Here is a 17222-nt window from a genome sequence, read left to right on the forward strand (position 1 = left end):
GCGCCGCGCATTGGCGTCGGGGCGGAACAGGTTCACGCCGCCGTCGTCGCGCTTGTAGGCCTTGAGGCCCTCGAAGATCTCTTGGGCGTAGTGCAGGACGGCGCCGGCCGGATCGAGCTGGAAATTGGCACGGGCTTCGACGTGCGCATCATGCCAACCGCCCTTGGCCTGGCTGTAGCGGACCACGGCCATGTGGTCGGTGAACACCCGGCCGAAGCCAGGGTTTTCAAGCTTTGCCATGCGCTCCGCCTCGGAGGTCGGAGTGGTGGCAGGCTGGATTTCAAATTTCAGACTCATTTTTCCCTTGCCTCCCGCTGTCGCAATCGGCGCGCGGAATCGCGCCGGCCTGCCTCTTTCGGGCTTGATAAACTTAACCAGGTCTGGCCCCGACCGTGACCAGCCTTGTTACGGCCGGTTTCCCGTGGCCAGCATGTCGCGACAGGACATGCTTTTGCGGAGGGCGGAAGTCCAGTATGTTTTGCCGACATGCCGCTCGACAATCGCACGGTAGATCTGGTCCGGCCGGCGCTGCCTGTCCGGCACTTCCCCGGCCGCTTTGGACAACATCATTCCCGAACGAAGCGATCTAAAATTTCGTCCGGGCCGATCGTTTTGTAACATTGAACCCAAGATACGTCAATATGCCTGACATAAATTTCGCACACCCCTCCCCCGATGCCGCCGAGACCAAGCCGGCAGCAAGCGATGCGGGCAATTTGCGCTGGGATATCATCGAGCTCCTGTTCTTCGCCTATCGCGATTTCGTTGGCGATCCCGACCAGGAACTGGAGGCGTTCGGCTTCGGCCGGGCCCATCACCGCGTCATGCATTTCGTCTACCGCTATCCCGGCCTCAAGGTCGCCGACCTGCTCGACGTCCTGCGCATCACCAAGCAGTCGCTCGGGCGCGTGCTCAAGCAACTGCTCGATGAGGGCTATATCGTGCAGAAGACCGGCGATAACGACCGCCGTCAGCGCCTGCTCTATGCGACACCGAAGGGCGAGGCGCTGGTGCAGAAGCTCGCCGGACTCCAGACCACGCGAATCAACCGGGCACTCACCGAGATCGGCCCGCAGGACGCCGAGACCGTGAAACGCTTCCTGCGCGCGATGATCGACCGCGAGGATCCCGACAAGGTGCTGGAGACGATCTTCGCCAACGTCAACCAAGCCACAAAGGAGTGACCGTGCCGCTCGCAGCCACGCTCGCCCGTCCGCCGGTGGAGCCCGCCGACGACGCACCGCATATCCTGCTCGTCGACGACGACCGCCGCATCCGCGATCTTCTGTCGCGCTTCCTCGCCGCAGAAGGCTATCGCGTTTCGACCGCCGCCAGCGCGAGCGATGCCCGCGCCAAGCTCATGGGCCTGCATTTCGATCTGTTGATCCTCGACGTCATGATGCCCGGCGAGACCGGCTTCGAACTCGCCCGCTTCATCCGGACATCCTCCTCGGTGCCGATCGTGATGCTGACGGCGCGCCACGAGGCGGAAGCCCGCATCGAGGGCTTGCAGATCGGCGCAGACGACTATGTGGCAAAGCCCTTCGAGCCGCGCGAGCTTGCACTGCGTATCAACAACATCCTCAAGCGTACCGCCCCGCCGCAGGTCACCACGATCGAGAAGATCGCGTTCGGCCCTTACGTCTTCCATCTCGATCGCGGCGAATTGCGCCAGGGCGAGGAGGTCATCCACCTGACCGACCGCGAGCGCGAGATGCTGCGCATCCTCGCGGACAGCCAGGGCGAGACGGTGCCGCGCGCAGCCCTGACCGGCAATGGCAGCGTCAACGAGCGCGCGGTCGACGTGCAGATCAACCGTCTGCGCCGCAAGATCGAGCGTGACCCCGCCAATCCGCTGTTCCTCCAGGCGGTGCGGGGCATCGGCTACCGGCTGGTGGCCTCGCCATAGAGACCGGATGAAGCGGACGCGATGAGTACAATCGATACCGGCCTGACGCTGCTGAGGAGCGCCGCCGACCGCGTGTCCGCAGCCAATGGCTGGATGGGCAACGCGTTCAAGGGCTGGATGCCGACCGGCCTCTATGCCCGCGCACTCCTGATCATGATCGTCCCGATGGTGGTGCTGCAATCGGTAGTCGCCTTCGTGTTCATGGAGCGGCACTGGAACACGGTGACACGAAGATTGTCGGCAGCGGTGGTGCAGGACGTCGCCGCGCTGATCGACGTCTACAAGGGCTATCCGCAGGACAAGGACCGCGACCAGATCCGACGCATCGCCCAGCAGCGATTGGGGCTGGTGGTGGACTTCCTGCCCGCCGGCGACATGCCGCAGCCAGGACCAAAGCCGTTCTTCTCGCTGCTCGACCAGACGCTCTCGGTGCAGCTCGGCCGCCAGATCGGACGCCCGTTCTGGATCGATACCGTCGGCCGCTCCAACGTCGTCGAGATCCGCATCCAGCTCGACGACGCCATCATGCGCGTGTTCGCGCAGCGTAGCGCGGCTTATGCTTCGAACTCGGAGATTTTCCTGTTCTGGATGGTCGGCACTTCGTCGATCCTTTTGATCGTTGCCGTGCTGTTTCTGCGCAACCAGATCAAGCCGATCCTCAAGCTTGCGGACGCTGCCGAAAGTTTTGGCAAGGGCCGCGATGCGCCCCACTTCCGCCCGCGCGGTGCGCGCGAGGTCCGGCGTGCCGCAATGGCGTTTCTGGAAATGAAATCGCGCGTCGAGCGTTCGATCGAGCAGCGCACCGCGATGCTGGCCGGCGTCAGCCACGATCTGCGCACCATCCTGACTCGCTTCAAGCTGGAGCTGGCCCTGATCGGCGACAATCCCGAGCTCGAGGGCATGCGCAAGGATGTCGACGAGATGTCGATGATGCTCGAGGACTACCTTGCCTTCGCGCGCGGCGATTCCGGCGAGCAGTCGCAGCCGACCGACATGGCGCAGGCGCTCGAGGAATTGCGCAGCGATGCCGAGCGCCACGGCCACACCGCGACCGTCGCGTTCAATGGCCTGCCCGTGGTGACGGTGAAGCCGGCCTCGTTCAAGCGCTGCCTCGCCAACCTCGTCACCAATGCGGCGCGCTACGGCAAGACGATCGCCATCACCGGCCAGCGCGATCACCGTTACCTCACCGTCACCATCGACGACGACGGGCCCGGCATCCCCACGCATTTGCGCGAGGAAGTGTTCAAGCCGTTCTTGCGGCTGGACAACGCCCGCAACCAGGACGAAGGCGGCACCGGCCTCGGCCTTGCGATCGCCCGCGACATCGCCCGCTCGCATGGCGGCGACATCACGCTCGGCGACAGCCCGATGGGCGGATTGCGGGCGTCGGTGCGGATACCGGTGTAAGCTGCGTGGCCCGGATGGAGCCCAGCGCATCCGGAATTCTGCTGGGCGACGACAGACCGGCCCCGGATTTCGTTTTCGCTCCATCCGGGCTACAAGCCAAAAGCGCGATGAGATTCGGCTGAATCATCATCGCGCTTTAGGTTGTTGTTTGAGCATGATCTTTTCGGAAAACCGCTTCACACTTTTCCGGATCATGCTTTAGCTACTTCGGCAGCAGATCCTTCAGCTTCGCGGCGTCCTTGACGTTCATCTTGAAGCCGCCGGGCATCACGATGTCGCCGGGCTTCTGGTCCGCCTTGCACGGGCCGAGCCACTTGGCCTCGATCGTCGTAGTCGAGTCGTGCCCGGCAGTTCCGGCAACGCCGCCCTGGATGTGCGCGGTGCTCTTCACCGTATAGGCAGTGTTGAAGTCGCCGGTGATTTCGGCATGCGAGGTCGTGGTGGCGCCAGCGACGTTGCAGACGGAATCGCTGACGTAACCGCTGGCGGTCTTCTGGATGTCCTGCTTGGTGCAGATCTGCTTGGCCATCGGGGAGACGTTGTTGTTCATCTCCTTGTCGACGCTCTCGTCGGTGCAGTGCTGCATGGTCATTTCCGGCATCGGCCCGCCGGACCGGAGCATCTTCATTTCCCAGAGGCCGGCCTTGCGCACCGGCAGATCCACCGCATGCGCAACCGTCGTCGCCGACACCGCGAGCGCGAAGAGGCTAACGCAGAAAACAACAGGCCGTCGCGTCATGCGCCAAACTCCCGGTCGCCGCTTGCGGTCTTAAAGGATCAGTAAAGCGTGCGCAGCGGCTGCTCGGTTGCGCCATACGGCACCCAGCGGCAGGAGAAGGAGATGTAGCCGCCATCATAGGGCTGCACGGCGAGGAATTTCACCACCTTGCCGTAACGCGCGCAGTGGTCGACCGCGACTTGCCGCGCATCGACCTGAGTCGCCATCGAATAGGCGATGATGCCGCCGGTGTCGTTGCCCTTGAAGGGGGGCAGCGGGAGGATGTCGGCGCGCGCCGGCGCACTCGCCAGCAGTCCCGAGACAACCAGGCTGGCAACAAGGCTCGCGGCCGCAATGATTCGCATTCCCGTCACTCCATTTGGCTGGCGCCAGTCTACGGCGCCGCGAGCGCGCTGAAAAGAACGGAAGGCCTTCGGAACGCGGCCTTACGTGTAACTCGTCGGCGAGTGTTGCCGTGCTGCACTTGACCTCTCCTCCCCTTCACGGCACGGTCGGGTGCCTGCAGCCATGCCTCCTGGATTGCCCATGCGCGACCTCGCCACCTCCCTGAAATCGCTCCGCTTTGCCGCGGTCTTCGGCCTCGTTCTGGGGGCGCTGTCGCTCAGCGAGGCCAAGGCAGCCAATCCGCTGGAGCTGAACTTCTGGCTGGATGGGCCGCGCTATGACGGCCGCGTCGCCGACTGCGACAAGGCGCTGCCCACGATTGCCACCCAGTTCTGGGAGAAGGAAAGCTCCTTCTGGAATTCTTCGTTGAAGATCACGGGCTTCGCCGGCATCCACGAGACCGCCTTCCGGCCCTGGCAGTCCGACAACATTCCGCGCCGCTATTGCACGGGCGAGGCCATGCTCAGCGACGGCAAGGTGCGCAAGGTGCATTTCTCGATCATCGAGGACGGTGGCTTTGCCGGGTTCGGCCAGGGCGTCGAATGGTGCGTGGTCGGTCTAGACCGCAACTGGGCATACAATCCCGTCTGCCGGTCGGCAAAACCCTGATTCGGGCGAATCGTACGCGCCAAAGCGGCGGCGTCAATTTTGTTCTTGAAATGTTCTTGCCGCCTGCTAGGCTCTCTTGCACAGTCTAGTTGAAGGGCGTCGCCATGTTTTATTCCAGATTGCATTCCCTGTCCCGTTTCCTGATCTCCCTCCTGCTCACCGCAGGCCTCGTTGCGCTGGCGGGCAACGCAATGGCGCAGGACAAGCGGCAGAATGCGCCCGGCGAGTTTGATTTCTACGTGTTGTCGCTGTCCTGGTCGCCGTCGTTCTGCGAGGAGGCAGCCGAGCGCGGCGGCCGCTCCCAGATCCAGTGCGGAGGACGGCCCTACGCCTTCGTGGTGCACGGCCTGTGGCCGCAATATGAGAACGGCTTTCCGGAATTCTGCCAACGGCCGGCGCCGCGGCTGAACCGCAACATCGTCTCTTCCATGCTCGATCTGATGCCGGCGCCGGGGCTGATCTTCAACGAATGGGACAAGCACGGCACCTGCTCGGGCCTGACGGACCGCAATTACTTCGAGACCATCCGGAAAGCGCGCGCGGTCATCAAGATTCCTGCCGAATACCTCGATCTGTCGCAGCCCAAGACCGTATCGCCCGCCGATGTCGAGGAGGCCTTCATCAAGGCCAATCCGGGTCTGAGCAGCTCCGGCGTTTCGGTGACGTGCAACCGGACACGGCTGTCGGAGGTGCGCATCTGCCTGAACAAGGACCTGCAATTCCGTTCCTGCGAGGAGCTCGACCGCCGCGCCTGCCGCCGCGATCAGGTGACGATGCCGCCGATCCGCGGCGGTTGAAATCGCAGGTCTGCATCCTCGTGATTGCGGAACGACGCGAGGCGCCTTTGCGCAACGACAGCAGTTACTTTCATCGCCCGATGTCGTAACTGTCCGACATGAACTACCGCCACGCCTTTCACGCCGGCAGCTTCGCCGATGTCATCAAGCACATCGTGCTGGCGCGTATCCTGACCTACCTCCAGGACAAGCCGGCCGCATTCCGCGTCATCGACACGCATGCTGGCGCCGGCCTCTACGATCTCGAAGGCGAGGAGGCGCGCCGCAGCGGCGAGTGGCTGACCGGCATCGCCCGCGTCATGCAGGCACGCCTGACCAACGAGGTCGCCGCACTCACAAAGCCGTATCTCGACATCGTCCGCGCTTTCAATCCACGCGGCGAATTGAAGACCTATCCCGGATCGCCGCTGATCGTGCGTGGCCTGTTGCGGCCGCAGGACCGCCTCGTCGCCTGCGAGCTCGAGCCGAAGGCGCGCAAGGCGCTGATCGATGTGCTGCGCCGCGACACGCAGGCGCGCGTGGTCGATCTCGACGGCTGGGTTGCGCTGCCGGCCTTCGTGCCGCCGAAGGAGCGGCGCGGTCTGGTGCTGATCGACCCACCCTTCGAGGCCAAGGACGAGTTCGAGCGGCTCGGAGAGACATTCTCGGAAGCGTTCGCAAAGTGGCCGACCGGCATCTATGTGATCTGGTATCCCGCCAAATCCAGGCGCGCGACCGACGCGCTCGCGCAACAGGTGGCGCGGGCCGCAGCCGCAGCCAAACCTCAGGGCAAATGCCTGCGGCTCGAATTCAGCGTCGCACCGCAAAGTACCGACGCGCCACTCGTCACGACAGGGCTGTTGATCGTCAACCCACCCTTTACGCTGCAGAGCGAGCTCAAGACCATCCTGCCGGAGCTCGAAAAGCCGCTGGGCCAGGGCGGCGCGGCCCGTTTCCGCCTGGAGGTACCAAAGCCCTAAAGTAGTACACCTATTGGGAAAACTATGCATGAACGGTAGTCAATCCGCAAAGAACCGTATTATGCTGTGCCCCGTGACTGGCTTTACGTTCCGCTTCCGCGAATGGTTGCGGCGGAGTGAAGGCCTAACAAGGATCCAGGCGGACTGACGCGTCCGCCCAAGGGTGGCCAGCTCCCCGGGCTCGTATGTCCGGTCATGCCGAGGTGCGGGACTGCATCACGGCGGAGGAGCAATGCGGGGGAGGAGTCCCGATGGCCATGACGGGCACGGTTAAGTTTTTCAACGGCGAGCGCGGTTACGGCTTCATCAAGCCGGACGACGGCGGTCGCGACGTCTTCGTTCACATCACGGCGGTGGAGCGGGCGGGACTGAAGGACCTCACCGAAGGACAGCGTATCACTTTCGAAGTCGAGCCGGACAAGAAGGGCAAGGGACCCAAGGCGGTCAACCTGGTGATCCTTTCTTAGGCGAAGCCTGACGCAAAAAAGTCCCGGCGCGAGGCCGGGAGATTTAGGTCCGGTATTTTCTTCTTAGCTATCAGAAGTGATAGTTCACGCCTGCGCGCACCACGCTGGCGCTATAACCGTTCGACACGCCAGTGATCGCGAACTGGCTCGAGGACAGATCGAGGAAGAGATATTCGATCTTGGCGCTCCAGTTCTGCGCGATGCCGAACTCGGCGCCGACACCTGCAGTCCAGCCCGCCGTGGTGTGCGATTCCGTCCAGCCGAAAGTCTCCGCACGCAACTCGCCGAAGGCAAGACCGGCGGTGCCATAGAACAGGATGTTGTTGAAGGCGTAGCCGGCGCGACCGCGCAACGTTCCGAACCAGGGATTGGAGAACTTCCACGGCGCGAACGTATCGTCGGCGCCGGCCGCCTGGATATCGCCTTCCAGGCCGAACACCCACGGGCCGTTCTGGAAATTGTAGCCGGCCTGGATGCCGCCGACGAAGCCGGCCGGCTTGGCGGGATTATTGCCGACCGAACCCCATTCATAGCCGAGATTGGCGCCGAGATAGGGACCGGCCCAGCTATAGGCATTGAGCGGCTGGTTGACGGTATAGGGTGCACGCTGCCCGTAATTGAGATCGGCGGCCTCTGCCGAAGCGCTCCAGCCCGCTGCAACCAGAGCCACAGCGCCCATAACGAGCCTCTTCATCACACACTCCAACGCAACCGCCGCAAGGCCATCGCGGTCTGCATGCACCGGCGCGCAAGGCAAAACCGCATGGTTACGGAACCAAGAACTTTTCGCGTAGGATTTATCGAGAGTTTTAAGTTAAAGGGTTGTTAAGCGCGGTTACCGCCCGCTTAACAGTCTTAAGGAAGCGTTACCGGGAACACCGCGCGCGGTCCGCTTGGCCAGCCCCGGTGAAACTTCAAATCGGCACTCCCAGCGCCTAAATTCGCAATATGGATCACGATTCCTCCGACACCCCGGACACTGCGCGCGCGCGGAAGGTGCGGCGCGGCCCAGCGCCGGACGTCTCGCCGCAGGCGCTGACGCCGCCCGACGTCGATCCCGCGACGAATGGCGGCGACGACGAGGACGAGGCGCGGCTGCCGGACATCCTGGAAGAGACCGGCGCAGTCGGCGAAGGCCCGCTGGCGACCGGACATGACGCGATCGAGCGCGCGGTGCGGTTAGCCCCCACCTCGGCGGGCGTCTATCGCATGCTCAATGCGAACAACGACGTGCTCTATGTCGGCAAGGCCAAGAACGTCAAAAAACGCCTCTCCAACTACGCGCGCCTTAGCGCGCCGCAGCCGGCGCGCATCTTGCGCATGATCGCGGCGACGGTCTCGGTCGAAATCGTCTCGACCACGACCGAGACCGAGGCGCTGCTGCTCGAGGCCAACCTCATCAAGCAGCTCCGGCCGCGCTTCAACGTGCAGCTCCGCGACGACAAGTCGTTTCCCTATATCCTGATCACCGGCGACCATTGGGCGCCGCAGATCCTCAAGCACCGCGGCGCGCAGACCCGGCCCGGGCGCTATTTCGGCCCGTTCGCTTCCGCGGGCGCCGTCAACCGCACCATCACCGCACTGCAACGCGCGTTCCTGATCCGCTCCTGCACCGATTCGTTTTTCGAAAGCCGCAGCCGGCCCTGCCTGTTGCACCAGATCCGCCGCTGCGCCGGCCCCTGCACCCGCGAGATCGACTTCACGGGCTATGCGACGCTGGTGCGCGAAGCGACCGACTTCCTCTCCGGCAAGAGCCACGCCGTGAAGCAGGAGCTTGCCGGCGAGATGGAGAAGGCCTCCGGCGAGCTCGAATTCGAGCGCGCCGCGCTCTATCGCGACCGTCTCGCCGCGCTGTCGGCGATCCAGTCGCAGCAGGGCATCAATCCGCGCACCGTGGAAGAAGCCGACGTGTTCGCGATCCACCAGGAGGGCGGTTTCTCCTGCGTCGAGGTGTTCTTCTTCCGCACCGGGCAGAACTGGGGCAACCGCGCCTATTTCCCGCGCGCGGAGAAGACGTTCACACCGGAGGAGGTGCTCGGCTCGTTCCTCGCGCAGTTCTACGACGACAAGCCACCGCCAAAGCTCATCCTGCTCTCGCACGAGATCGAGGAAAGCGAGCTGCTTGCCAACGCTCTGTCGATCAAGGCCGGCCACAAGGTCGAAGTCTCGACGCCGAAACGCGGCGAGAAGAAGGAGCTCGTCACCCACGCTCTGACCAATGCGCGCGAAGCGCTGGGGCGGAAGCTCGCTGACACGGCGACACAGAGCCGGCTGCTCGAAGCGATGGCCGCCACCCTTACCCTGCCCCATCCGCCGAAACGCATCGAGGTCTACGACAACAGTCATATCCAGGGCACCAATGCGGTCGGGGCCATGATCGTCGCAGGGCCCGACGGCTTCGTGAAGAACCAGTACCGCAAGTTCAATATCAAGTCGGAAGGGCTCACGCCCGGCGACGACTATGCGATGATGCGGGAAGTCCTGCAGCGCCGCTTCAAGCGGCTGCTCAGTCCGCCCGAAGAAACTACGAAGGCCAAGGACGACGACTTCCCGCAATGGCCCGATCTCGTGATCATCGATGGCGGCCGCGGCCAGCTCAACGCCGTCCGGGAGATTTTCGAGACCCTCGGGCTCACCCAGGTATCACTGATGTCGGTCGCCAAGGGGCCGGAACGCGACGCCGGGCGCGAGACGCTGTTCATGCCGGAACGCGAGGCGATCAAGCTCGAACCGCGCGATCCCGTACTCTATTTCATTCAGAGGTTGCGGGACGAGGCCCACCGCTTCGTCATCGGCTCGCACCGCAAGCTGCGCAAAAAGGACATCCGCGAGGCCGGTTTGCAGGAGATCCCGGGCATCGGCCCGTCACGCAAACGTGCCTTGCTGCATCATTTCGGAACCCTGAAGGAGATCGAGCGGGCGTCGATCGCCGATCTCGGCAAGGTTCCGGGAGTGAGCGCGGAAAGCGCCCGCAAGATTTTCGAGTATTTCCATCCCCAGCCGGGGTGAACTAAAGGGGACAGCAGTCATATGGTCGTCGTCTCCGCACCTCATTGAGGCCGGGACGGTTGACCTGGATGCGGCAGCGGTATTGGTAGAACGAATGAACATCGCCACGACACGGGGGGCCACCAAGAGCTCGATGTCCCTTCCGAACATCCTGACCTACGCCCGGATCGCTGCGATCCCGGTGGTGGTGGGCTGCATCTACGCCCAGTCGATCATGGACGGGCCGCTGTGGCTGCGCTGGGTGGCGGTTGCCATCTTCATCGCGGCAGGGGTGACGGATTACCTCGACGGCTATTACGCCCGGATCTGGAACCAGCAGTCAGCCTTCGGTCGGATGCTCGACCCGATCGCCGACAAACTCCTGGTCGCCTCGTGCCTTCTGATGCTGGCGGCCGACGGCATCATCCACGGCTGGTCGCTGTGGGCCGCCATCGTGATCCTGTGCCGCGAGATCCTGGTGTCGGGCCTGCGCGAATATCTGGCGGCGCTGCGCGTCAGCGTGCCCGTGACCAAGCTCGCCAAATGGAAGACGACGGTCCAGCTCGTTGCGATCGGCTTCCTGCTCGCGGGCGAGGCCGGCGACCAGGTGGTGCCGGTGGTGACCCAGATCGGCCTGCTCCTGCTGTGGGCGTCGGCGCTGCTCACCATGTACACCGGCTATGATTATTTCCGCGCCGGCATCCATCACCTCATCAAGGAGGATGAGGGATGAAGGTGAAGTATTTCGCCTGGGTGCGCGAGCGCATCGGCAAAGCGGAGGAGACGATCGAGCCGCCAGCCAGCGTGCGCACGATCGAGGAACTGATCGCATGGCTCTCCGGCCGGAGCGAAGCCTATGCCTATGCGTTCGAGAAGCCCAAGGTGATCCGCGCCGCGATCGATCACGCCCACGTCAAGCCGAATGCGGCGATCGCCGGCGCCCGCGAGATCGCGTTTTTTCCGCCGATGACCGGCGGCTAGCGTCGCGCGCATGTCCGGCCCCGTCACCATCCGCATCCAGCAAGACGATTTCGACGTCGCAAGCGAGATCGCTGCGCTGACGAACGGTCGCACCGATATCGGCGCGGTCGTAAGCTTCTCCGGCATCTGTCGCGGCGACGAGGACAGGGCGAAGATTTCGGCGCTGACGTTGGAACATTATCCGGGCATGGCCGAGGAAGAGATCAAGCGTCACGTCGACGAGGCCACCTCGCGCTGGCCGCTCGACGGCGTCACCGTGATCCATCGCGTCGGCCGGATCACGCCCGGCGAGAACATCGTGCTGGTGGTGACCGCCTCGCAGCATCGCCAGGCGGCATTCCAGGCCGCCGAGTTCCTGATGGATTACTTGAAAACCAGCGCGCCGTTCTGGAAGAAGGAAGAGAGCGCGACGGGTACCGGCTGGGTCGAGGCTAATACCCGCGACGACCAGGCCGCCGCACGCTGGACCAAATCCTGATGGCAAAAGCATCCAAGAAGACCACGCGCGGCCGCGCCGCGCCAAAGCTTGCAAAGGTCGCGGCCGGCGAGCTCGTGACGCTGCTCGATTTCGTCCGCTATGCGGTGAGCCGCTTCGTCGAAACCAAGCTTGCCTTCGCGCATGGCACGACCGATCCGGTGGCAGAGGCTGCCTTCCTGATTTGCGAGGTGCTGCATCTCAATCCCGAGCAGTTCGAGATTTTCGCCAATGCCCGCGTCAGCGCGGCCGAAGGCAAGTCCATCCTTGCTCTGATCGAGGCGCGCATCGCCACGCGCAAGCCAGCCGCCTATCTCGTCAACAAGGTCTACATGCGCGGCCTGCCCTTCTACGTCGACGAGCGCGTGATCGTGCCACGCTCCTTCATCGGCGAGCTCCTGGATTCGCATCTCGGCGGTGACGGCGAGGAAGGCTCGCTGATCGACGATCCCACCGGCGTCGAACGTGTGCTCGATCTCTGCACCGGCTCCGGCTGCCTTGCGATCCTCGCTGCGCAGCATTTCTCGAACGCGCAAGTCGATGCCGTCGACATCTCCAAAGGGGCGATCGAGGTTGCCGCGCGCAATGTCGCCGACTACGGTCTCGAAGACCGCGTCACGCTCCATCGCGGCGACCTGTTCGCGCCGCTCGGCAACGCACGCTACGACCTGATCATCTCCAACCCGCCTTATGTCGATGCGGAAGGGATGAAGTCATTGCCGCCGGAATGCCGTGCCGAGCCGAAGCTCGCCTTCGATGGCGGCGCCGACGGGCTCGATGTCGTGCGCCGCATCCTGCAAGACGCACCTCGCTACCTCACGCCTGGGGGTGGATTGCTGTGCGAGATCGGCCGGGGACGCGAGCGCATCGATGAGGTGTTCCCCGAACTGCCGCTGCTCTGGCTCGACACCGAGGACTCGGAGGGCGAGGTATTCTGGATTGCGGCCGCCGATCTCGGCTGACGCGAGCGGTTGCCGGAACAAGTCAAACGCCTCTACGTTCATCCACCAACAACGCTGTCAGCCACGGCCGCTGGAGGATGTTTCGCATGCTTGCGCCATCGGGCGAATTGCTGCGCGCCGGAGTGGCGCTCAAGCTCAACCACCTCAAGCGCGCCACCCGGTCCTACTTCCGCGACCGAACCAGTCAAGCCACCGGCAAGGCCACGTCCTATGCGGTCGCCGCCGGGCTGTTCGCCGTCGCGGGCCTGTTCGTCATCGCCGCCTTCTTCGTCGGACTGATGGCGCTGTTCCGCTGGGTCGAGCTCACCTACGGAATGTTCTGGGCCTTCGGCGCCGTCGGCGCCGTGCTTCTGGTGCTGGCGGCGATCTGTGCCGGCATCGCGATGGCCCAGATGAAACGTCAGCCCAAAACGGTCGTGCCGCTCGCAAGCCGGCTGCGTGTCGCGATTGCCACGCCCCGGATTCCGCGCGGAACGGTCAAGGAGGCCGTGAAGGAGGTCGCGACCGCGATCCCACTGGTGCCACTCGCGCCGGGCGAAAAGAGCCATCGCAACGGCGGTTCGCCGGCCCGGGGCAACCGTTCGGTGCAGCTCGGCCTGATGCTCGCGGCCATCGGGCTATTGGGTCTGACGGCGGCGCGCCGAAGGCGCCACAGCCATCGATTGGACGCATGATGCTGCCGCGGCGTTCCGAGCAGCTCGACGTTTGGCTGCTTGTCGCCGCCACCACGGTGTTGGTGCTATCGGCGGAACGCTACTTTCAGGGCTACGTCTCGCCGCGATCCGCCGCCGTCGAGGATCGCCGCAACTCGGAAGGCAATTCGCCCGAAACCCATCCCGCTCGCGCCGCCTTGCAGGGCGGCCACGGCCGCCGGTCCAAAAGCCCGTTCAAGATTCCCTTTGCCGGCTGGAAGGACATTCTCTGGCGCACCTACCAGCGCATCGACGAGGATCGCCTGCTCGCGACCGCAGGCGGCGTGGTCTTCTTCGGGCTGCTTGCGATTTTTCCCGCCATCACCGCCCTCGTCTCCTTTTATGGGCTGTTCGCCAACCCCTCGACGATCAGCGCCAACCTGCAGACGCTGGCGATGATGCTGCCCGAGGGAACGTTCCAGATCATCGAGGACCAGATCGGACGGGTGGTGTCGAAGGGCAACACGGCTCTTGGCGCCACCTTCCTGTTCGGCCTCGTGCTGGCGATCTGGAGCGCCAATGCCGGCGTCAAATCCATCATCGACGCGCTCAACGTCGCCTATGAGGAGCGCGAGAAGCGCAGCTTCATCCGGCTCAATCTGGTGTCGCTGGCTTTCACGGTCGGCAGCCTTGTCGCGCTTCTGCTGATGGTCGGCGCCGTGGTCGCCTTACCGCTCGCGCTGAACCATCTCGGCCTCGCTCCGGAGAGCAAGCTGATCGTCGCGACGGCGCGGTGGCCGCTGCTGTTCGTCGTCCTGCTGGTCGCGCTCGCCATCCTCTACCGCTTCGCGCCCAGCCGCGACGCCGCGCGCTGGGAATGGCTCAGCATCGGCGCGGTGACGGCCTCCGTTCTGTGGATCGCCGGCTCGGCGCTGCTCTCCTGGTATCTCTCGGAATTCGCCAATTACAACGCCACCTACGGTTCGCTGGGAGCAGCGATCGGATTGATGATGTGGATGTGGGTATCCGCCATCGTCATCATGTTCGGAGCCGAGCTGAACTCGGAGATCGAGCGGCAAACCTTGCGGGATACAACCAAGGGAAAGCCCAAGCCGCTCGGCCGTCGCGAAGCCGTTTCGGCCGATACGGTCGGCGCCGCCGCGCCATCCTAGATCATGATCCGGAAGAGTGCGGAGCGGTTTTCCCACGCGACAAACGCGGAACGCGTTTGCGCGGAGATCATGCTCAAACAACAACCGAAAGCGCGATGACGATTCATACTAATCTCATTGCGCTTTGGTGTGGTCAGGCCGGACATGCGCCGGCCTGACCACGGCAGCTCAGCGCTTGCTGATCACCACTTCCAGGTATTCGCTGTGCACGACCACCGTACCGTCATCGGCATGGTTGAACTCGCCGACGAGACCCAGGAGATCGCGACGCAGCGCCGCCTGGCCGTTGTCGTCGAGCGCGGCGAATGCCTTCAGCATGGGTCCATAGAACGACTTGAACACGTCGAGCCAGTGCTCGGGTGATCGGTAGCGGAAAACGAACATTCGAGGCTCGGCGACGATCTCCGACGCTTGGCCGCCGAACATCTCCTCGAGCCGGGCCTTTGTGCCCCACAGGGCCGGCGATTTCACCCCGGCCGGCGGCGGCAGGTGCTTGCCGAGCGTCTTGAAGAGCTGCCCGATAAAGCCCTGCGGCGTCCAGTTGGCGAGCCCGATCTTGCCGCCTGGGCGGCACACCCGCGCAAGTTCGGAAGCCGCCTTGTCCTGGTTGGGCGTGAACATGACGCCGAAGGTCGAAAGTACAGCGTCGAATGAGGCATCCGGGAACTGCAGCGCCTCGGCGTCCGCCTCACGGAAGGCGACGGTCAGGCGCTCGGCCGCGGCGCGCTCGCGGCCGCGCTCGAGCAGCGCCGGCACGTAATCGGTCGAGGTGACATCGCACCAGCGGCGGGCGGCGGCAAGCGTCGCATTGCCGTTGCCGGCGGCAACGTCGAGCACCTTGCTGCCGGCGCGCAGGTCGAGCGCCTCGCAGAGCTGTTCGCCGACGATCTGCAAGGTGGTGCCAACGACGGCATAATCGCCGGACGACCAGGCTCCGTGCTGGCGCTGCTTGAGCGCGGCGAGGTCCGGCTGTGCGTCGGCGGGCTTGCTGAGTGCTGCGGATGTCGACATGGCAATTTCCTCCGGTTGAAGATGCCGGGACGATAGAGCGCAGGCCCGTGACTGGCTTTGAGAGTGCCGTTATTTTACGTTGAGAGCGCCTTGATTTCTGAGCGGGAGCCGGCCGTGGCGTTCCAGTTCGAGGATTTTTCGCTGGATCCCGAACGCCGCGAATTGCGGCGGGCGGACAGCCTCATCGCGCTCGAGCCGCAGGTGTTCGACCTGCTGATGCATCTGATCCGCAACCGCGACCGCGTGGTGACGCGCGACAATCTGCTCGATGCAGTGTGGAACGGGCGCGTCGTCTCCGACTCCACGCTCGCAAGCCGCATCAACGCGGCACGGCGCGCGATAAACGACACCGGCGATGAGCAACGGCTGATCCGCACCGTAGCGCGCAAGGGCGTGCGCTTCGTCGGCGACGTCGTCGAAACGAGCAAAGCTGCCCCGTCGGCGGCGCCGGCCGGGCGGACGCAGCCATCCGCCCAGCCGCTGCCCGACCGGCCGGCAATCGCCGTGCTGCCGTTCACCAATATGAGCGGCGATACTGAGCAGGAGTATTTTTCCGACGGCATCAGCGAGGACATCATCACGGCGCTGTCGAAGCTGCGCTGGTTCTTCGTGATCGCGCGTAACTCCTCCTTCATTTATAAGGGCCGGACGGTTCACCTCCGGCAGGTCGCGGACGAGCTCGGCGTCCGCTATGTCGTCGAAGGCAGCGTGCGCAAGGGCGGCGACCGTGTGCGCATCACCGCGCAGCTCAACGACGTCGCGACCGGCAGCCATCTCTGGGGGGAACGTTACGACCGCGAGCTCGCCAACGTGTTCGCGGTGCAGGACGAGATCACGGAAGCCATCGTCGCCGCGATCGAGCCGCAGCTCTACGCGGCCGAGAATTTTCGCGCCCAGCACAAACCACCCGACAGCATGGATGCCTGGGACCTGCTGATGCGTGCACTCTCGCACTACTGGCGCGTGACGCGGCAGGACCACGTGGTCGCGCAGGCCCTGCTGGAAAAGGCCATCGCGCTCGACCCGAATTACGGCAAGGCGCTGGGCCTGCTCGGAACCAGCTACATGTTCACCGCCCATATGGGCTGGATGGACATGGCGGCCGCGGTGCCGATCGCCGAGCGCGCGGCACTCGCGGCGATCCGGGCCGACGACGAGGATCCGTGGGCACATAACGCGCTCGGCCACGTCCATCTGTTCGCGCGGCGCTTCGAGGATTCGCTCGCCGAATTCGAGACCGCGCAGCGGCTCAATCCGAGCTTCGCGCTGGCGCAGGGCTATCATGGGCTGGCGCTCAGCTATTGCGGCCGCTGGCAGGATGCTGACGCGGCAGCCCGCCGCGCCATCCGCCTCAGCCCGCGCGATCCTTACGCGCCAGTCTATTTCGGCATCGCAGCCTATGCCCGCTTCCTCGGCGGCGATTATGAGGAGGCGATTCGGCTCGCGCACGAGGCCTTGCGCCAGCGCAGCGATTTCGTCGGCGCGCACAGGGTGCTGACCTCGGCAGCTGGCATGGCCGGCCACGCGGACCTTGCCCGCTCCGCACTGCGGGAGCTACGCCGGGCCCAGCCGAACGTCTCGCTCGCCTGGATTGCCGAGTTCATGCCGATCCAGTTCGCGACCGACCGCAATCGCTACCTGGAAGGCTTTCGCCGCGCCGGTCTCGCCTAGCGCGCGACGACTATCCCCGCGAATCAACAATGATGTTAAGGTCACCCCCGCTTGGG

At 64.4% G+C, this 17222-nt stretch carries 19 protein-coding genes and 1 pseudogene; 15 read left to right on the forward strand and 5 right to left on the reverse strand.

Annotated elements, in window-relative coordinates; translation table 11 throughout:
* Nucleotides 1–297, reverse strand: a pseudogene (locus tag SO156_RS37685) (branched chain amino acid aminotransferase); the annotation flags it as partial.
* Nucleotides 298–641: 344 nt separating this feature from the next.
* Here SO156_RS37685 and SO156_RS37690 point away from each other — a divergent pair.
* Genes SO156_RS37690 through SO156_RS37700 form a run of 3 tightly spaced genes read left to right on the forward strand, consistent with a single transcriptional unit; the run spans nucleotide 642 to nucleotide 3319 of the window.
* On the forward strand, nucleotides 642–1184 hold the full coding sequence (locus SO156_RS37690) for a MarR family winged helix-turn-helix transcriptional regulator (RefSeq protein ID WP_458148747.1): 543 nt from the start codon (nucleotides 642–644) through the stop codon (nucleotides 1182–1184).
* Nucleotides 1181–1909 (forward strand): response regulator, encoded by a 729-nt coding sequence (locus SO156_RS37695; RefSeq protein ID WP_458148748.1) that lies wholly within the window; start codon nucleotides 1181–1183, stop codon nucleotides 1907–1909. Before SO156_RS37690 ends, SO156_RS37695 begins: the two co-directional genes overlap by 4 nt.
* Nucleotides 1910–1930: 21 nt before the next feature.
* Nucleotides 1931–3319: an ATP-binding protein gene (locus tag SO156_RS37700; RefSeq protein WP_458148749.1), complete on the forward strand. Its 1389-nt coding sequence runs from the start codon at nucleotides 1931–1933 to the stop codon at nucleotides 3317–3319.
* Between the two features lie 202 nt (nucleotides 3320–3521).
* Here SO156_RS37700 and SO156_RS37705 read toward each other — a convergent pair whose 3' ends face one another.
* Together SO156_RS37705 and SO156_RS37710 are read right to left on the reverse strand one after the other, a co-directional pair.
* Nucleotides 3522–4058, reverse strand: coding sequence for a DUF3617 domain-containing protein (locus SO156_RS37705; RefSeq protein WP_498538336.1), 537 nt, complete (start codon nucleotides 4056–4058; stop codon nucleotides 3522–3524).
* 38 nt (nucleotides 4059–4096) lie between these two features.
* A complete protein-coding gene (locus tag SO156_RS37710) occupies nucleotides 4097–4402 on the reverse strand; it encodes a hypothetical protein (RefSeq protein ID WP_458148751.1) in 306 nt (101 codons plus the stop codon).
* Between the two features lie 181 nt (nucleotides 4403–4583).
* On the opposite strand from SO156_RS37710, the gene SO156_RS37715 reads away from it, so the two are divergent.
* The 4 genes from SO156_RS37715 (at nucleotide 4584) to SO156_RS37730 (ending at nucleotide 7274) form a co-directional block, all read left to right on the forward strand.
* Nucleotides 4584–5051: a hypothetical protein gene (locus SO156_RS37715; RefSeq protein WP_458148752.1), complete on the forward strand. Its 468-nt coding sequence runs from the start codon at nucleotides 4584–4586 to the stop codon at nucleotides 5049–5051.
* Nucleotides 5052–5155: 104 nt separating this feature from the next.
* Nucleotides 5156–5848, forward strand: a complete 693-nt coding sequence (locus tag SO156_RS37720) for a ribonuclease T2 family protein (RefSeq protein WP_458148753.1) — start codon at nucleotides 5156–5158, stop codon at nucleotides 5846–5848.
* Between the two features lie 98 nt (nucleotides 5849–5946).
* On the forward strand, nucleotides 5947–6807 hold the full coding sequence (locus SO156_RS37725) for a 23S rRNA (adenine(2030)-N(6))-methyltransferase RlmJ (RefSeq protein ID WP_498538337.1): 861 nt from the start codon (nucleotides 5947–5949) through the stop codon (nucleotides 6805–6807).
* Nucleotides 6808–7058: 251 nt separating this feature from the next.
* Entirely contained in the window at nucleotides 7059–7274 is a 216-nt protein-coding gene (locus SO156_RS37730) for a cold-shock protein (protein ID WP_027523068.1), read from the forward strand.
* 70 nt (nucleotides 7275–7344) lie between these two features.
* Here SO156_RS37730 and SO156_RS37735 read toward each other — a convergent pair whose 3' ends face one another.
* Complete coding sequence (locus tag SO156_RS37735; protein ID WP_458148755.1) at nucleotides 7345–7968, reverse strand: outer membrane protein; 624 nt, start codon at nucleotides 7966–7968, stop codon at nucleotides 7345–7347.
* A gap of 254 nt (nucleotides 7969–8222) precedes the next feature.
* On the opposite strand from SO156_RS37735, the gene uvrC reads away from it, so the two are divergent.
* From uvrC to SO156_RS37770, 7 genes are all read left to right on the forward strand, one after another.
* Complete coding sequence (gene uvrC, locus SO156_RS37740; RefSeq protein ID WP_498538338.1) at nucleotides 8223–10283, forward strand: excinuclease ABC subunit UvrC; 2061 nt, start codon at nucleotides 8223–8225, stop codon at nucleotides 10281–10283.
* A gap of 94 nt (nucleotides 10284–10377) precedes the next feature.
* Entirely contained in the window at nucleotides 10378–10995 is a 618-nt protein-coding gene (gene pgsA, locus SO156_RS37745) for a CDP-diacylglycerol--glycerol-3-phosphate 3-phosphatidyltransferase (protein ID WP_449382822.1), read from the forward strand.
* On the forward strand, nucleotides 10992–11243 hold the full coding sequence (moaD, locus tag SO156_RS37750) for a molybdopterin converting factor subunit 1 (RefSeq protein ID WP_027523064.1): 252 nt from the start codon (nucleotides 10992–10994) through the stop codon (nucleotides 11241–11243). Before pgsA ends, moaD begins: the two co-directional genes overlap by 4 nt.
* Before the next feature lie 10 nt (nucleotides 11244–11253).
* Nucleotides 11254–11721, forward strand: a complete 468-nt coding sequence (locus SO156_RS37755) for a molybdenum cofactor biosynthesis protein MoaE (RefSeq protein WP_458148758.1) — start codon at nucleotides 11254–11256, stop codon at nucleotides 11719–11721.
* On the forward strand, nucleotides 11721–12680 hold the full coding sequence (gene prmB / locus SO156_RS37760) for a 50S ribosomal protein L3 N(5)-glutamine methyltransferase (RefSeq protein WP_458148759.1): 960 nt from the start codon (nucleotides 11721–11723) through the stop codon (nucleotides 12678–12680). The genes SO156_RS37755 and prmB overlap by 1 nt, the downstream gene beginning before the upstream one ends.
* Before the next feature lie 86 nt (nucleotides 12681–12766).
* Nucleotides 12767–13354 (forward strand): phage holin family protein, encoded by a 588-nt coding sequence (locus SO156_RS37765; protein ID WP_458148760.1) that lies wholly within the window; start codon nucleotides 12767–12769, stop codon nucleotides 13352–13354.
* Nucleotides 13354–14484, forward strand: coding sequence for a YihY/virulence factor BrkB family protein (locus SO156_RS37770; protein WP_498538356.1), 1131 nt, complete (start codon nucleotides 13354–13356; stop codon nucleotides 14482–14484). The genes SO156_RS37765 and SO156_RS37770 overlap by 1 nt, the downstream gene beginning before the upstream one ends.
* Nucleotides 14485–14652: 168 nt before the next feature.
* On the opposite strand, the gene SO156_RS37775 is transcribed toward SO156_RS37770, so the two are convergent.
* Complete coding sequence (locus SO156_RS37775; RefSeq protein WP_498538339.1) at nucleotides 14653–15495, reverse strand: class I SAM-dependent methyltransferase; 843 nt, start codon at nucleotides 15493–15495, stop codon at nucleotides 14653–14655.
* A 114-nt stretch (nucleotides 15496–15609) separates the two neighbouring features.
* Here SO156_RS37775 and SO156_RS37780 point away from each other — a divergent pair, with 114 nt between their 5' ends.
* Nucleotides 15610–17166, forward strand: a complete 1557-nt coding sequence (locus SO156_RS37780) for a winged helix-turn-helix domain-containing protein (protein ID WP_498538340.1) — start codon at nucleotides 15610–15612, stop codon at nucleotides 17164–17166.
* The last annotated feature ends 56 nt before the right edge of the window (nucleotides 17167–17222 follow it).

Source organism: Bradyrhizobium sp. UFLA05-125 (genome assembly GCF_059803515.1).

What these genes read in the sequence shown, in the direction of transcription:
- moaD (WP_027523064.1), top strand. Translation starts at nt 10,992, where the DNA reads ATGAAGGTGAAGTATTTCGCCTGGGTGCGCGAGCGCATCGGCAAAGCG.
- SO156_RS37725 (WP_498538337.1), top strand. Translation starts at nt 5,947, where the DNA reads ATGAACTACCGCCACGCCTTTCACGCCGGCAGCTTCGCCGATGTCATC.
- SO156_RS37700 (WP_458148749.1), top strand. Translation starts at nt 1,931, where the DNA reads ATGAGTACAATCGATACCGGCCTGACGCTGCTGAGGAGCGCCGCCGAC.
- SO156_RS37715 (WP_458148752.1), top strand. Translation starts at nt 4,584, where the DNA reads ATGCGCGACCTCGCCACCTCCCTGAAATCGCTCCGCTTTGCCGCGGTC.
- SO156_RS37690 (WP_458148747.1), top strand. Translation starts at nt 642, where the DNA reads ATGCCTGACATAAATTTCGCACACCCCTCCCCCGATGCCGCCGAGACC.
- pgsA (WP_449382822.1), top strand. Translation starts at nt 10,378, where the DNA reads ATGAACATCGCCACGACACGGGGGGCCACCAAGAGCTCGATGTCCCTT.
- SO156_RS37710 (WP_458148751.1), bottom strand. Translation starts at nt 4,402, where the DNA reads ATGCGAATCATTGCGGCCGCGAGCCTTGTTGCCAGCCTGGTTGTCTCG.
- SO156_RS37735 (WP_458148755.1), bottom strand. Translation starts at nt 7,968, where the DNA reads ATGAAGAGGCTCGTTATGGGCGCTGTGGCTCTGGTTGCAGCGGGCTGG.
- prmB (WP_458148759.1), top strand. Translation starts at nt 11,721, where the DNA reads ATGGCAAAAGCATCCAAGAAGACCACGCGCGGCCGCGCCGCGCCAAAG.
- SO156_RS37705 (WP_498538336.1), bottom strand. Translation starts at nt 4,058, where the DNA reads ATGACGCGACGGCCTGTTGTTTTCTGCGTTAGCCTCTTCGCGCTCGCG.
- SO156_RS37720 (WP_458148753.1), top strand. Translation starts at nt 5,156, where the DNA reads ATGTTTTATTCCAGATTGCATTCCCTGTCCCGTTTCCTGATCTCCCTC.
- SO156_RS37730 (WP_027523068.1), top strand. Translation starts at nt 7,059, where the DNA reads ATGGCCATGACGGGCACGGTTAAGTTTTTCAACGGCGAGCGCGGTTAC.
- SO156_RS37775 (WP_498538339.1), bottom strand. Translation starts at nt 15,495, where the DNA reads ATGTCGACATCCGCAGCACTCAGCAAGCCCGCCGACGCACAGCCGGAC.
- SO156_RS37765 (WP_458148760.1), top strand. Translation starts at nt 12,767, where the DNA reads ATGCTTGCGCCATCGGGCGAATTGCTGCGCGCCGGAGTGGCGCTCAAG.
- SO156_RS37770 (WP_498538356.1), top strand. Translation starts at nt 13,354, where the DNA reads ATGCTGCCGCGGCGTTCCGAGCAGCTCGACGTTTGGCTGCTTGTCGCC.
- SO156_RS37755 (WP_458148758.1), top strand. Translation starts at nt 11,254, where the DNA reads ATGTCCGGCCCCGTCACCATCCGCATCCAGCAAGACGATTTCGACGTC.
- uvrC (WP_498538338.1), top strand. Translation starts at nt 8,223, where the DNA reads ATGGATCACGATTCCTCCGACACCCCGGACACTGCGCGCGCGCGGAAG.